The organism is Sphingomonas rustica, assembly GCF_039652585.1.
Taxonomy (GTDB): Bacteria; Pseudomonadota; Alphaproteobacteria; order Sphingomonadales; family Sphingomonadaceae; genus Sphingomonas; species Sphingomonas rustica.
Map to the genome: position 1 here is coordinate 126,321 of NZ_JBDIZK010000012.1, position 13,646 is coordinate 139,966.

At 66.1% G+C, this 13,646-nt stretch carries 15 protein-coding genes; 13 read left to right on the forward strand and 2 right to left on the reverse strand.

The window, feature by feature from the left end; all coding sequences use genetic code 11:
* The first annotated feature begins 183 nt into the window (after positions 1-183).
* From rplQ to guaA, 3 genes are all read left to right on the forward strand, one after another.
* Positions 184-606 (forward strand): 50S ribosomal protein L17, encoded by a 423-nt coding sequence (gene rplQ / locus TPR58_RS18610; RefSeq protein ID WP_346248245.1) that lies wholly within the window; start codon positions 184-186, stop codon positions 604-606.
* Between the two features lie 413 nt (positions 607-1,019).
* Positions 1,020-3,173, forward strand: a complete 2,154-nt coding sequence (locus TPR58_RS18615; RefSeq protein ID WP_346248246.1) for a prolyl oligopeptidase family serine peptidase — start codon at positions 1,020-1,022, stop codon at positions 3,171-3,173.
* 65 nt (positions 3,174-3,238) lie between these two features.
* Positions 3,239-4,795: a glutamine-hydrolyzing GMP synthase gene (gene guaA / locus TPR58_RS18620; RefSeq protein ID WP_346248247.1), complete on the forward strand. Its 1,557-nt coding sequence runs from the start codon at positions 3,239-3,241 to the stop codon at positions 4,793-4,795.
* A 28-nt stretch (positions 4,796-4,823) separates the two neighbouring features.
* On the opposite strand, the gene TPR58_RS18625 is transcribed toward guaA, so the two are convergent.
* Positions 4,824-5,138 carry a hypothetical protein gene (locus tag TPR58_RS18625; RefSeq protein WP_346248248.1) on the reverse strand — a complete coding sequence of 105 codons (315 nt, stop codon included), beginning with the start codon at positions 5,136-5,138 and terminating at the stop codon, positions 4,824-4,826.
* A gap of 496 nt (positions 5,139-5,634) precedes the next feature.
* On the opposite strand from TPR58_RS18625, the gene TPR58_RS18630 reads away from it, so the two are divergent.
* The 10 genes from TPR58_RS18630 (at position 5,635) to TPR58_RS18675 (ending at position 12,913) form a co-directional block, all read left to right on the forward strand.
* A complete protein-coding gene (locus tag TPR58_RS18630; RefSeq protein ID WP_346248249.1) occupies positions 5,635-6,276 on the forward strand; it encodes a hypothetical protein in 642 nt (213 codons plus the stop codon).
* Positions 6,273-6,710, forward strand: a complete 438-nt coding sequence (locus tag TPR58_RS18635; RefSeq protein WP_346248250.1) for a GNAT family acetyltransferase — start codon at positions 6,273-6,275, stop codon at positions 6,708-6,710. The genes TPR58_RS18630 and TPR58_RS18635 overlap by 4 nt, the downstream gene beginning before the upstream one ends.
* Positions 6,707-7,051, forward strand: coding sequence for an ArsC family reductase (locus TPR58_RS18640; RefSeq protein ID WP_346248251.1), 345 nt, complete (start codon positions 6,707-6,709; stop codon positions 7,049-7,051). The genes TPR58_RS18635 and TPR58_RS18640 overlap by 4 nt, the downstream gene beginning before the upstream one ends.
* Positions 7,052-7,090: 39 nt before the next feature.
* On the forward strand, positions 7,091-7,741 hold the full coding sequence (locus TPR58_RS18645; RefSeq protein WP_346248252.1) for a TIGR02466 family protein: 651 nt from the start codon (positions 7,091-7,093) through the stop codon (positions 7,739-7,741).
* 58 nt (positions 7,742-7,799) lie between these two features.
* The gene (gene panB / locus TPR58_RS18650; protein ID WP_346248253.1) at positions 7,800-8,657 is read left to right on the forward strand and encodes a 3-methyl-2-oxobutanoate hydroxymethyltransferase; all 858 of its coding nucleotides are present in this window, start codon (positions 7,800-7,802) and stop codon (positions 8,655-8,657) included.
* 104 nt (positions 8,658-8,761) lie between these two features.
* Positions 8,762-9,427 carry a tetratricopeptide repeat protein gene (locus TPR58_RS18655; RefSeq protein WP_346248254.1) on the forward strand — a complete coding sequence of 222 codons (666 nt, stop codon included), beginning with the start codon at positions 8,762-8,764 and terminating at the stop codon, positions 9,425-9,427.
* Positions 9,424-10,746, forward strand: coding sequence for a PQQ-like beta-propeller repeat protein (locus TPR58_RS18660; RefSeq protein ID WP_346248255.1), 1,323 nt, complete (start codon positions 9,424-9,426; stop codon positions 10,744-10,746). Before TPR58_RS18655 ends, TPR58_RS18660 begins: the two co-directional genes overlap by 4 nt.
* A gap of 108 nt (positions 10,747-10,854) precedes the next feature.
* Positions 10,855-12,213, forward strand: a complete 1,359-nt coding sequence (der, locus tag TPR58_RS18665; RefSeq protein ID WP_346248256.1) for a ribosome biogenesis GTPase Der — start codon at positions 10,855-10,857, stop codon at positions 12,211-12,213.
* Positions 12,210-12,422 (forward strand): sulfurtransferase TusA family protein, encoded by a 213-nt coding sequence (locus TPR58_RS18670; protein WP_346248257.1) that lies wholly within the window; start codon positions 12,210-12,212, stop codon positions 12,420-12,422. Before der ends, TPR58_RS18670 begins: the two co-directional genes overlap by 4 nt.
* 77 nt (positions 12,423-12,499) lie before the next feature.
* Positions 12,500-12,913, forward strand: coding sequence for an Hpt domain-containing protein (locus tag TPR58_RS18675; protein ID WP_346248258.1), 414 nt, complete (start codon positions 12,500-12,502; stop codon positions 12,911-12,913).
* A 105-nt stretch (positions 12,914-13,018) separates the two neighbouring features.
* On the opposite strand, the gene bfr is transcribed toward TPR58_RS18675, so the two are convergent.
* A complete protein-coding gene (gene bfr, locus TPR58_RS18680; RefSeq protein ID WP_346248259.1) occupies positions 13,019-13,504 on the reverse strand; it encodes a bacterioferritin in 486 nt (161 codons plus the stop codon).
* Positions 13,505-13,646: the final 142 nt, after the last annotated feature.

The window sequence follows — 13,646 nt, forward strand, 5'->3', positions numbered from 1 at the left end:
CTCGCGTCCGGGATCGGCGCAGGCTGATCCCGGGTCGATCGCGAGGCCCGTCGGGCGGGCCTGGCCCGACCGACGACGCGGCTTTGCCGCGGCGGCCACGACAAGGGCTATGGGCGGTGGCCCGATTTCACCGCCTGGTCTGGGGTACCTCGAACGGCCCCTTAACGAACGAAGGAAAGAGATATGCGTCATAAGGTTGGCGGCCGTAAGCTTCAGCGCACTTCGGCACACCGCGCGGCCCTGTTCCGCAACATGAGCGCTGCGCTCATCAAGCACGAGCAGATCACGACCACCGTCGCCAAGGCGAAGGAACTGCGTCCGTATATCGAGAAGCTGATCACCCTCGCCAAGAAGGGTGGCCTGTCGAACCGTCGTCTGGCGCACGCCCGTCTGCTCGACGACGCGCAGCTGGTGAAGCTGTTCGACGTTCTGGCGGCGCGCTATGCCGACCGTAACGGCGGCTATACCCGCATCATCAAGGCCGGCCCGCGCGCTTCGGACGCGTCGCCGATGGCGATCATCGAGTTCGTCGACCGCGACGTGTCGGCCAAGGGTCAGGATTCGGGCCCGGTGCTGAGCGACGAGGATTTCGATCAGGCAGCCTGATCGACCTCGACAAGATCGAGAAAGGCGGTCGCACGATGGTGCGGCCGCCCTTTTTCCTTTCCGACGCGTGCGATTGAAAAGCGTTCGTTTCGGCCCCGAAAGTTTTTGTCGAGGCGCGAATCCGGCGGCCTATTCCCATCTCCCTCTTCGACCGCAGCCCGCCCGTTCGGCGAAGGGCCGCGGTGGAGACGACAGATGAGACCCCGTCACGACAGCCCGTCGACCCCGCTGCTGAGCGCAGTCATTCCGATCGGCTTCGCCCTTGCGCCGCTGGGCGCCCTGCTGTGGGCGGTGCCGCAGACCGGCCTCGGCTGAGGCATCGGTCTTTTAATCGTAACACCGGATACCACATGTGATTGAGTCGGGTGTCGGCGCGTCCTAGGGTGATCGCATTCATCTCCCGGAGATCCTGAATGCGTCGCCTTTCCGCGCTGATACCCCTGTTGCTCGTCACGACCAGTCCAGCCCTCGCCCAGACCGTCCAGGAGCCCACCGCCGCCATGCCCAAGATCGCCTATCCAGAGACGCGCCGGGTCGACGTGGTCGATGAGCAGTTCGGCGTGAAGGTGGCCGATCCCTATCGCTGGCTGGAAAACGACGTCCGCAACGACGCCGAGGTTGCCGCCTGGGTCGCTGCCGAGAACAAGGTGACCGATGGCTATCTCGCCACGCTGCCCGGTCGCGACCTGTTCGCCGCGCGGATCAAGCAGCTGTTCGACTATGAGCGGTTCGGCACCCCCGCGCACAAGGGCAGCCGCTATTTCTACTCGCGCAACAGCGGGCTGCAGAACCAGGCGGTCCTGTGGGTCCGCGAGTCGCTCGACGGTCCCGGCCGCGTGCTGATCGATCCCAATGGCTGGTCGAAGGACGGCGCGACTGCGCTGGCTGAATGGCAGCCTTCGGAAGACGGCAAGCTGCTGCTCTATTCGATCCAGGACGGCGGCAGCGACTGGCGCACGATGAAGGTGATCGACGTCGCCACCGGCAGGGAGACGGGCGACGAGGTCAGCTGGGCCAAGTACACGATGGGCGCCAGCTGGGCGAAGGACGGATCCGGCTTCTACTATTCGCGCTATCCCGAGCCGCCGGCCGATGCCAAGTTCCAGGCGCTGAACGAGAACCACAAGGTCTATTTCCACCGGCTCGGCACGCCGCAGAGTGCCGACCGGCTGGTCTACGAGACGCCGGACAAGCCGAAGCTGGGCCATTATGCCGGCATCACCGACGATGGCCGCTATCTGGTCATCAGCACGACCGAGGGCACGGACAATCGCAACCTGGTCCATGTGATCGACCTGAAGGATCCGCAGCTCAAGCCCAGGCAGATCATCGGCGAGCTGAAGAACGACTGGAGCGTCATCGGCAATACCGGATCGCTCTTCTACTTTTCCACCAACGCCGGGGCGCCGCGCGAGCGGATCGTGACGATCGACATCGCGTCGAACGATCTGACGCCGAAGGAAATCGTGCCGCAGAGCGAGGCGACGCTCGGGGGCGCCTCGATCGTCGGCGGACGGCTGATCCTGTCCTATCTGGTCGACGCCAAGACCGAGGTCCGCCGCTACACGCTGGCCGGCAAGCCCGACGGCGCGATCAGCCTGCCGGGCATCGGCACCGCATCGGGCTTCAGCGGCGATCAGGACAAGCCGGAGACCTTCTTCTCGTTCACCAGCTTCAACATGCCGACTGCGGTCTATCGTTACGACGTCGCGACGGGCAAGGCGACGGTCTGGGCCCAGCCCAAGGTCGCGTTCGACCCGGCCGACTACAAGGTCGAGCAGCGTTTCTTCGCGTCGAAGGACGGAACGCGCGTGCCGCTGTTCATCGTCCGGCACAAGAACACGACCGGCCCGGCGCCGACCCTGCTGTGGGGCTATGGCGGATTCAACATCGCCTATACGCCCAGCTTCTCTGCGGCGCGGATCGCCTGGATGGAGCAGGGCGGGGTTTTCGTCCTCGCCAACATCCGCGGCGGCGGCGAATATGGCAAGGCGTGGCACGATGGCGGGCGCCTGCAGAACAAGCAGAACGTCTTCGACGATTTCATCGGCGCGGGCGAGTTCCTGATCCGCGAAGGCATCACCGGCAAGGATCAGCTGGCGATCCAGGGCGGATCGAACGGCGGCCTGCTGGTCGGCGCGGTGGTGAACCAACGGCCCGACCTGTTCGCGGCGGCGCTGCCTGCGGTGGGCGTGATGGACATGCTGCGCTTCGATCGCTGGACCGCCGGCCGCTACTGGGTCGACGATTACGGCTATCCGTCGAAGGAAGCCGATTTCCGCAAGCTCTATAGTTACTCGCCCTATCACAACATCAAGGGCGGCCGGACCTATCCCGCGATCCTGGCGACGACCGCCGACACCGACGATCGCGTGGTGCCGGGCCACACGTTCAAATATGTGGCGGCGCTGCAATCGGCTCAGATCGGCGACAAGCCGCATCTCGTCCGGATCGAGACCCGCGCCGGCCATGGCTCGGGCAAGCCGACCGACAAGATCATCGAGGAAACCTCGGACCTCTACGCCTTCGCGGCGCGCTGGACCGGCCTCGACGTGAAGAAGCGCTGACGAAATTGGGGGAGGGGCCAGACGGCCCCTTCCCCTCGCGCCTTCATCTGCTATGCGCGCAGGGCATGAACCATCATGCCGATTCCATCCTCATCGTCGATTTCGGAAGCCAGGTCACCCAGCTGATCGCGCGCCGCGTGCGCGAAGCGGGCGTCTATAGCGAGATCGCGCCGTTCACCACCGCCGCCGAGGCCTTCGCGCGGATGAAGCCCAAGGGGATCATCCTCTCCGGCTCTCCGGCCTCGGTGCTGGACGACGGCAGCCCGCGCGTGCCGCAGGAGATCTTCGACTCCGGCCTCCCGGTGCTGGGCATCTGCTATGGCCAGCAGGTGATGATGGCCCAGCTCGGCGGCACCGTGCGCCAGGGCGACAGCGGCGAATTCGGCAGCGCCTTCATCACCATCCAGGACGATTGCGTGCTGTTCGACGGCCTGTGGCAGGTCGACGAGAAGCATCAGGTGTGGATGAGCCATGGCGACAAGGTGACCGAACTGGCGCCGGGTTTCCGTCCGGTCGCGGTCAGTCCGGGATCGCCCTTCGCGGTCGTCGCCGACGATGCGCGGCGCTATTATGCGACGCAGTTCCACCCGGAGGTCGTCCACACGCCCGACGGCGCGCGCTTCCTCGCCAATTTCGTCCGCCATGTCTGCGGGCTCAGCGGCGACTGGACGATGGCCGAGTTCCGGGCTGCCAAGATCCAGGAGATTCGCGATCAGGTCGGCAGCGGCCGGGTGATCTGCGGCCTGTCGGGCGGCGTCGACAGCGCGGTTGCGGCGGTGCTGATCCACGAGGCGATCGGCGAGCAGCTGACCTGCGTGTTCGTCGATCACGGCCTGATGCGCAGCGGCGAGGCGGATCAGGTCGTCAGCCTGTTCCGCGGCCATTACAACATCCCGCTGGTCCATGTGAACGCGGAAACGCTGTTCCTGTCGGGGCTGGCAGGCCTCACCGACCCGGAGGCCAAGCGCAAGTTCATCGGCAAGACCTTCATCGACGTGTTCGAGGAAGAGGCGCGCAAGGTCGGCGGCGCCGAGTTCCTGGCGCAGGGCACGCTGTATCCCGACGTGATCGAGAGCGTCAGCTTCACGGGCGGCCCGTCGGTGACGATCAAGAGCCATCATAATGTCGGCGGCCTGCCCGAGCGGATGAACATGAAGCTCGTCGAGCCGCTGCGCGAATTGTTCAAGGACGAGGTTCGCGCGCTCGGCCGCGAACTCGGCCTGCCGGACATCTTCGTCGGCCGTCACCCGTTCCCGGGACCCGGCCTGGCGATCCGCATTCCGGGGGAAGTCACCAAGGAACGCTGCGACATCCTGCGCAAGGCGGATGCGATCTATCTGGAGGAGATCCGCAGCGCGGGTCTCTACGACGCGATCTGGCAGGCCTTTGCGGTCCTGCTGCCGGTGCGCAGCGTCGGCGTGATGGGCGACGGCCGTACCTATGATTCGGTACTGGCGCTGCGTGCGGTGACCTCGACCGACGGCATGACCGCGGTCGCCTATCAGTTCCCCGGCGACTTCCTGCCCCGTGTGGCGACGCGCATCGTCAACGAGGTGAAGGGCATCAACCGTGTCACCTACGACTATACCTCTAAGCCGCCCGGCACGATCGAGTGGGAGTGAGCGGATGCGGGCGGAACGAGTGACCGGTTCAGGGCAGTAGGGACGGGCGCCTCGCGATGAACGCGACCGCGACATTGCGCCCGGCCAGCGGGACGGTCGCGGTTACCCGGTCGCCGGCGGCGACGCGTCCTTCATTGGCGAAGCTGGTCAGAAACGCGTCGATTTCGCGCGTGGCGCCGGCCGGCACTTCGAGCACGCCGCTTCCCTGCCCGCCGCCGTCGGCCTCGCCGTCGAGCGAGAACAGGGTCTTGCCGCGATTATTGTCCTCGCGCGCGTCGGTCATGTCCACGCCTGTGCGGTCTATCACGGTGCGCACATAGGCCTCGCCAATGGCGTGACGCATGCGGAGGGCTTTCACAGGGATTCGTACGGGTGTCGTCCCGCTGTTGCGATATCGGATCACCATCGAGTTTGACCCGATATCCGACCAGCGGGCGGTTACCCTTGCTTCCATCGGGCCGTCGGACAGTATCGCGACCTTGCCATCCCGGACGGTCACGTCAGCCGATTTGATCGGGTATAGATCGCCACCAGAGTCAGGCTGGCACGCCGACAGCGCCAATGCGGCGATCAGGAGTGCGGCTGGCGCTCTTGCGGGGACCTTACTGCGCATCCTCTCCAATTCCGGTTTCCCGCCTGAAACGGAACCGGGACTTACCCGGTTCCTCGGCGAAAGCTCCGAGCGGGACAAGATCGTCACCGATATCGACCGACTTGGAAGGTGCTACGCCGCCCGACCTCAGGCAAATCGTCCCGCTGCCGCGCGCGTCGTTGCCAGCGGCGCTCGCAGATGAGAGACTGGAGCGTTCGCAGCGGGGCGGGCATAAAGGATGAACGATATGAGACGCTTGGCGCTCGTCACGGGCCTGGCTGCGCTCGCGCTGCTTTCCGGTTGCGGCCGGGATGGCAATGAGAGCGCCGGCGGCAATATTGCGACGCAGACGGACAATGGCGGCGAGTTCGTCGTGCCGGACGGCACCATCGGAAATGGTGCGGGTGGCATCGACAACGGCTCGGTTGAGTCGGCTGATACGGTGAAGCTGGCTGCCCGCGGGCTCCGGATCGGCGATGCGGGCGGCGGCGATCGCCTCATCGCGTTCGATACGCCGCGTGCCGACACGCTCGGCGCGGTGCGTGGCGCGCTGGGCGAGCAGATCGGGGTCAGCCATAACGATCAGTGCGGCGCGGGGCCGATGGATATGGCCGAGTTTCCCGGCGGGCTGACGCTCTATTTCCTCGACGGACGATTCGCCGGCTGGGACGTCGCGCCCGAGGGCGGCGGCACCTTCACCACCCCCTCGGGCATCGGCATCGGATCGACGCTGAAGGCGATGCGCGAAAAGGCAAGCGTCGATGTCCAGGCGAACAGCAGCCTGGGCGTCGAATTCAACACCGGCGGGCTGTCCGGCCTCGTCGCCTCCGATACACCCACCGGCACGGTCACCCGGCTGTGGGCCGGCAACAGCTGCATCTTCCGGTGATCGTTCCGGCGACGGTGGACGACCAGGCAAGCGTCGTCGCGCTCTGGCAGGCGTGCGGGTTGACGCGGCCGTGGAACGATCCTGTCGCGGACTTTGCGCGAGCCGTTGCCGGCGCGGAGTCGGCGGTGCTGGTGATGCGCGGTAGCGCCATCGACGGTACGGAGGACGCCATCCTGGGCAGCGTCATGGTCGGCTTCGACGGGCATCGCGGCTGGGTCTATTATCTCGCGGTGGCCCCGGATCGGCAGCGCGGCGGCATCGGCCGGGCATTGATGGGCGTCGCCGAGGAGTGGCTTCGCACCCGCGGAGCGCCCAAGATCCAGCTGATGGTCCGCGAGGACAATGTCGCCGCGCTCGGCTTCTACGAGGCGCTCGGGCTGGAGCGGCAAAAGGTGGTGACGCTGGGCCGCTTCATCGGCAAGGAGGGTGCATGATCGCGATCCACGGCATCAAGAACTGCGACACGATGAAGAAGGCCTTCACCTGGCTGGAGGAGCATCGCGTCGCCTATCGGTTCCATGACTATAAGAAGGAAGGCGCGGACCGCGCGCGGCTGCTCAAATGGATCGAGGCCGAGGGATGGGAAACGCTGCTCAACCGCGCTGGGACCACCTTCCGCAACCTACCCGACGAGGTCCGGGCCTCAGTCGATCGCGACAGCGCGATCGAGCTGATGCTGGACCAGCCGTCGATGATCAAGCGCCCGGTACTCGAATATCCCGGCGGGGTGCTGATCGGGTTCAAGCCGGATCTCTACGCCCGCGCGCTCCTGTAACCGGGTGACGCGCGGCGCGCGACGCGGCAAGGGGTCGGCATGACCGACCCTGCCGCCTTCGAGTCGATCCGCGTCCGCGCCGCCCAGCACGGCCTGTTCGAGACGACGATCCTCCATGGCCAGCTGACCGACTCTGAACCGCTCAGCACCGCGCTGGAAACGGCGATCCGCGCCAGGCGGGACCAGGACGCCGGTATTGCCCGGTCCAATGTCGGCGGCTGGCATTCCCGGACCGACATGCTCGACTGGGGTGGGCCGGCAGCGGCGAAGCTGGCCGACATGGCGATCCGCATGGCCAAGCGCATGTCGCATTTCACCGGGACCCAGCCCGACTGGTCGGTGCGGATGTGGGCGAATGTCTCACCGCCGGGCGCGCTGAACATGAGTCATGCGCATCCAGGGGTGCTCTGGGCGGCGGTGTATTATGTCGCGACCGGCGAGGTGGGTGAGGGCGGCGAACTGTATCTCGAGGATCCGCGCTTTCCCCTGCCGCAGATGACCTGGCCCGGCTTTCGGGCGCTCGGGGTCGACGGGCAGCCCCAGGATCCCGACTTTCGCATCGCCCCCAGGCGCGGCGACCTCATCCTGTTTCCCGCCTGGATGCGTCACGGCGTACGGCCCTATGAGGGCCAGGGCGATCGCATCTCGATCGCCATGAACCTGTACGTGCATCAACCGGCCGGCGCCTGAACCGGGCACATCCGCCCGCCACTGGTGCGGCGCGCGCGACCGGTCTAGGAGCGGCTCCATGTCTCACGTCACCCTCGACACCTCGACCAGCCGCGCCAATCCGACGCCCAGCCCGCAGAAGCGCGTGACCATTCCCGCGCTGCGCAATCGCAAGGGCGGCGACCCGATCGTGATGCTGACCGCCTACACCACCCGCATGGCGCAGCTGCTCGATCCGCATTGCGACATGCTGCTGGTGGGGGACAGTCTGGGCCAGGTCATCTACGGCCTGCCCTCGACGCTGCCGGTGACGCTCGACATGATGATCGCGCACGGCGCCGCGGTCGTGCGGGGCAGCTATCGCTCGGCGGTGATCGTCGACATGCCCTTCGGCAGCTACGAGGCGAGCCCGGAGGCCGCCTTCGCCAGCGCCGCCCGCGTGATGGCCGAAACCGGTGCGGCAGGGGTCAAGCTGGAAGGCGGGGCGGCAATGGTGCCGGTCGTCGAATTCCTGACCCGCCGCGGAATCCCGGTCATGGGCCATGTCGGCCTGACGCCCCAGGCGGTGAACGCACTGGGCGGCTATGGCGCGCGCGGGCGCAGCAATGCCGAACATGCCCAGATCCTCGACGATGCCAGGGCGATCGCCGAAGCCGGTGCCTTCGGCATCGTGGCCGAGGGCGTGGTCGAGACTCTGGCCAACGAGATCACGGCGGCGGTGCCGGTGCCGGTCATCGGGATCGGGGCGTCCAACCAGTGCGACGGGCAGGTTCTGGTGATCGACGACATGCTGGGCATGTTCGAACGGACCGCCCGCTTCGTGAAGCGCTACGACGATCTCTCCGGCCGTATTTCCGCCGCGGTTGAAACCTATGCGCAGGACGTGCGGTCGCGGGCTTTTCCGGGACCCGAACAAGTCTATGCGGCGCGCGATTGACGGGCTATCAGCGGCGGTCTCCGCTGCCAGATGGCTGCGATCACATGCCGTCCATGGAGTAAGTCTTGGCGCTTCCCCCGAGTAACACGTCCGAAGATACCTTCATGCGCGAGGTCGACGAGGAATATCGTCGCGATCAGCTCCTCGGCTTCTGGAACAAATGGGGCCGGATCCTGGTCGGCGCGGTTATCGTCGGACTGGTGGCATTCGCGGGCTATCTTTTCTTCAGCCATCGCAGCGACACGGTTGCCGGGCAGCAGGGTGAGCAGTTCGACCTGGCGCTGGCCGATGCCGCGCAGCCGACCAAGGCCGACCCGGTGCTCAGCAAGCTCGCGACCGACGGCAATCCCGGCTACAGCGCGATGGCGCGCTTCAACCAGGCCGAGGCGCTGCTGAACAAGAAGGACGTGAAGGGTGCCGCGGCGCTCTATGCCGCGATCGTCGGCGATACCAAGCTGCCGCAGCCGTTCCGCGACCGCGCGCTGATCCAGCAGACGATCGCGGAATATGACGGCCTTCAGCCGCAGCAGATCATCGACCGGATGAAGCCGCTCGCCACCGCCGAATCGCCCTGGTTCGGGCCCGCCGGCGAACTGGTGGCGACGGCCTATATGCAGCAGGGCAAGCGCCCCGAGGCAGGCAAGATTTTCGCGCAGATCGCGCAGTCAAAGGGCTATGTGCCCGACACGATCCGTCAACGTTCGGTTCAGATGGCCGGCGTACTTGGCGTGGACGCGACCGACAAGACCGAGGAAAAGAAGGCTCAATGAAGAACCGTTTGAGGGTGGCGACGGCAGCCGCGGCGCTACTGGCGCTGGGCGGTTGCGGGATTTTCAAGGGCGGCACCAAGACGACCCCGACGGTCGGTCAGCGCGTTCCGATCCTGGCAGCCGAGAACGAGATCCTGGCCGACCCGTCGCTGTCGGGTGTCGAGGTGCTGGTGCCTGACGCCGCCGCCAATGCCAACTGGACCCAGCCGGGCGGCAACGCCGCCAAGGCGATGGGCCATCTCCAGCTTGCGGCGAACCCGGCCAAGGCCTGGTCGGTCGAGATCCCCGGCGGCAACAAGAAGGAGCGGTTGGCGGCCGCGCCGACCATCGACGAGAACCGGCTGGTGATGATGGACGTGCAGGGCACGGTCCACGCCTTTGCCGCCGATACCGGTGCCAAGCTGTGGACCGTCTCGACGGTCAAGGGCGACGAGAACAAGAGCGCGCGCTTCGGCGGCGGCGCCAGCATCGAGGGCGGTCGCGTCTATGCGTCGAACGGCCTGGGCGATGTCGTTGCGCTCGATGCGACCAACGGCACCGAATTGTGGCGCAAGCGCCCCGGCGGCCCGCTGCGTGGCTCGCCCGGCGTCGCGAACGGCCAGATCTATGTCGTCACCCAGGACAACCAGCTTTTCGCGCTGAACCAGACGGATGGCGAAGTGGTGTGGACGGTGAGCGCCAGCCTGGAATCGCAGGGCGTGTTCGGCGTTGCCGCGCCGGCCTCGGCAGCAGGCACGATCGTCGCCGGCTTCTCGTCGGGCGAACTCAACGCCTATCGCTACGAAAATGGCCGCTCGCTATGGGCCGATGTGTTGTCGCGCTCCAGCATCTCGACCTCGGTGTCGTCGCTGTCCGACATCGATGCTGAACCGGTGATCGACCAGGGCCGTGTCTACGCCGTCGGCCAGGGCGGCCGGATGGTCGCGATGGAGATCAACAGCGGCACGCGCCTGTGGGAACAGAACATTGCCGGCATCTCCACCCCCTGGGTAGCGGGCGAGTGGATCTTCGTCGTGACCGACGATGCGCGGCTGATGTGCCTGTCGCGCGGCAGCGGCAAGGTGCGCTGGATTTCGCAGCTGCCCGGCTATCGCAACGAAAAGAAGAAGACCAACCCGATCAACTGGGTCGGCCCGATCCTGGCCGGCAACCGGTTGCTGCTGGTCAGCAGCGAGGGCGATATGGTCTCCGCATCGGTCAAGGACGGCAGCGTGACCTCGACCGTCCGGACCAAGGAAACGCTGACGCTGCCACCGGTGGTGGCGAACGGCACCCTCTATCTGCTCGACGACAAGGGGCGGCTCACAGCCTATCGGTGACGTGACCCCTCGGCGGGATGCCATGAACGGGCGGCGGCGGGGGATACCCTGTCGCCGCTTTTTCGTTCGCCGTTCCCTTCATGCCCTCAAGACCCTAGAAGCTGAACCATGTCCTTACCTACCGTAGCCATTATCGGCCGGCCCAATGTCGGAAAGTCGACATTGTTCAACCGTCTCGTCGGCAAGAAACTGGCGCTCGTCGACGATCAGCCGGGCGTCACGCGCGATCGCCGCGAAGGCGAGGCGACGTTGCTCGGCCTCGATTTCCGCGTGATCGACACTGCCGGTTACGAGGACCTGGATGCCGCCACCCTGCCGGGCCGGATGCGCCAGCAGACCGAGGCCGCGGTCGCGCAGGCCGATGTCGCGCTGTTCCTGATTGATTCGCGCGCGGGCATCGTGCCGCTTGACGAGGAAATCGCGCGCTGGTTGCGCGCCTCTTCGACGCCGGTGGTGATCGTCGCCAACAAGGCCGAGGGCAGGGCCGGCGAAACCGGCGTGATCGAGGCGATGGCGCTCGGGTTCGGCGATCCCGTCCAGCTGTCCGCCGAGCATGGCGAGGGCATGGCCGACCTGTTCGAGGGGCTGCTGCCCTATATCGATCGCGACGAGGATGCGTTGCAGATCGAGGAGGACGACGAATCGCCCGACGCTCCGCTCAAGCTGGCGATCGTCGGGCGTCCCAACGCCGGCAAGTCGACCCTGGTCAACAGGCTGCTGGGCGAGGATCGGCTGATCACCGGGCCGGAGGCCGGGATCACGCGCGATTCGATCTCGATCGACTGGGAGTGGGAGGGACGCAGCGTCCGCCTGATCGACACGGCCGGCATGCGCAAGAAGGCGCGCGTCCACGAAAAGCTCGAGAAGCTCTCGGTCGCCGATGCGCTTCGCGCGATCGACTTCGCCGAGGTGGTCGTGCTCCTGCTCGACGCGACCAAGGGCCTGGAGGTGCAGGACCTCAAGATCGCCGACCGGGTGCTCCAGGAAGGCCGCGCGCTCGTCATCGCGCTGAACAAATGGGATGTGGCCGAAAATGCCTCCAGCCTCTTCAACGGCGTGAAGGGCGCGCTGGAAGAAGGATTGTCGCAGGCGCGGGGTATCCCGCTGCTGACTGTGTCGGCGGCGACCGGCAAGGGGCTCGACGTGCTGATCCGCGTGGCCTTCGAAACGCGCGAGGCCTGGTCGCGCCGGGTGTCGACTGGGCAGCTCAACCGCTGGTTCGAACGCGCGATCGAAGCGAACCCGCCCCCCGCCCCCGGCGGCAAGCGGATCAAGCCGCGCTATGTCACCCAGGTGAAGAGCCGCCCGCCCAGCTTCGTGATGTTCGGCACCCGCGTCGACCTGCTGCCCGAAAGCTATCGCCGCTATCTGGTGAACAGCCTCCGCAAGGAATTCGATTTCGCCGCGGTCCCGGTTCGGTTCACGATGCGCGCGTCGAAGAATCCGTTCGACACCGACAAGGGGTGACGCACCGCATCGATGCGCGGGGCATGCGATGCCCCTGGCCGGCGATCCGCCTGGCCAGGGCGCTGCGCGAGCGGGAGACGGGCGAGGTCGAGATCCGTGCCGACGACCCTGCGGCGCCCCGCGAATTGCGGCTGGTCGCCGACCATGCCGGCTGGACGTTCCGCGAAGGCGAAGAAGGCGGGGAGCCGGTTTTCCGCCTGAGCCGATAGCCGGCATCAACGTGCTGTTTACGCGATTGCCTTAAGGCTCGACCCAATCTTTCGGGGCGGTGCAAAGGGTTATCGGAATGTCGAGCGAGAAGCTTCCGCTGGTGAACTGGCAGGCATTCGCCCAGGCGCGCACGGGCCTTGGTGCGAATTTCGTGCGGATCCTGGGCTATTTCCGCGAAGACGGCACCAAATCGGTACTGCAGATCGAGGAAGCGATGCGATCGCACAATGCCGCGGCGATGGTGCTGCCGGCCCATACGCTCAAGGGCGAATCGCTTCAGTTCGGGGCGGAGCCCCTGTCCGAGGTGGCCGAGACGATCGAGACGATCGCGCGCCAGTGCGTCGAGAATCGCGAGACCCCCGATGACGCGCTTGCCCATGTCGTCGAGCTTCGCGCGCTGTTCGACACCACACTCGCGCTGCTGGAGCGCGAGGCCAATCCGCTGGTCGAGCGCAAACCCCCTGCATTCGGGCGACGTCCGGTCCTCTGACACACCGATCGGCATGTGGATGGTCCAGACGCAGGCACGGCCCGCGCCGGGTTGCAGCGCGGGCCGTTGTCCCGATCAGCGCACCGGGCGAGGCCCGGCGGCGCGTTATTCGCCGTCGCCCGCCGGCTTCGAGTTGAGCTGGACGTAGTTTTCGATGCCCATGCGCTCGATCATCTCGAACTGGGTCTCCAGCGTGTCGACATGCTCTTCCTCGCTGTCGAGGATCTGGCGGAACAGGTCGCGGCTGACATAGTCGCGCACCCGCTCGCTATGCTCGATCGCGTCCTTCAGAACGGCGATCGCCTCGATCTCGAGGTCGAGGTCGGCCTGCAGGATCTCGGCAACGGTCTCACCGATGCGCAGGCGCCCGAGCAGCTGGAAATTAGGGAGGCCGTCGAGGAACAGGATGCGCTCGGCAACCTGGTCGGCATGCTTCATCTCGTCGATCGATTCGTGACGCTCGAACTCGGCGAGCTTCTTGACGCCCCAGTGATCGTACATCCGGTAATGGAGCCAATACTGGTTGATCGCGGTAAGCTCGTTCTTGAGCACCTCGTTCAGATATTCGAGGACTTTCGGATCGCCCTTCATCGCAACTTACCCCTGGGTTCAATGGAAATCAGGGGGTGAATCTAGGCGCTTTGAGGCAGCGGGAATAGCCAGAAAATGGCGGATTTCTGCGGTTTCTACTTGCTGCGAACGCCAATCAATCGCTCGCATTTTTCGCCGTTGC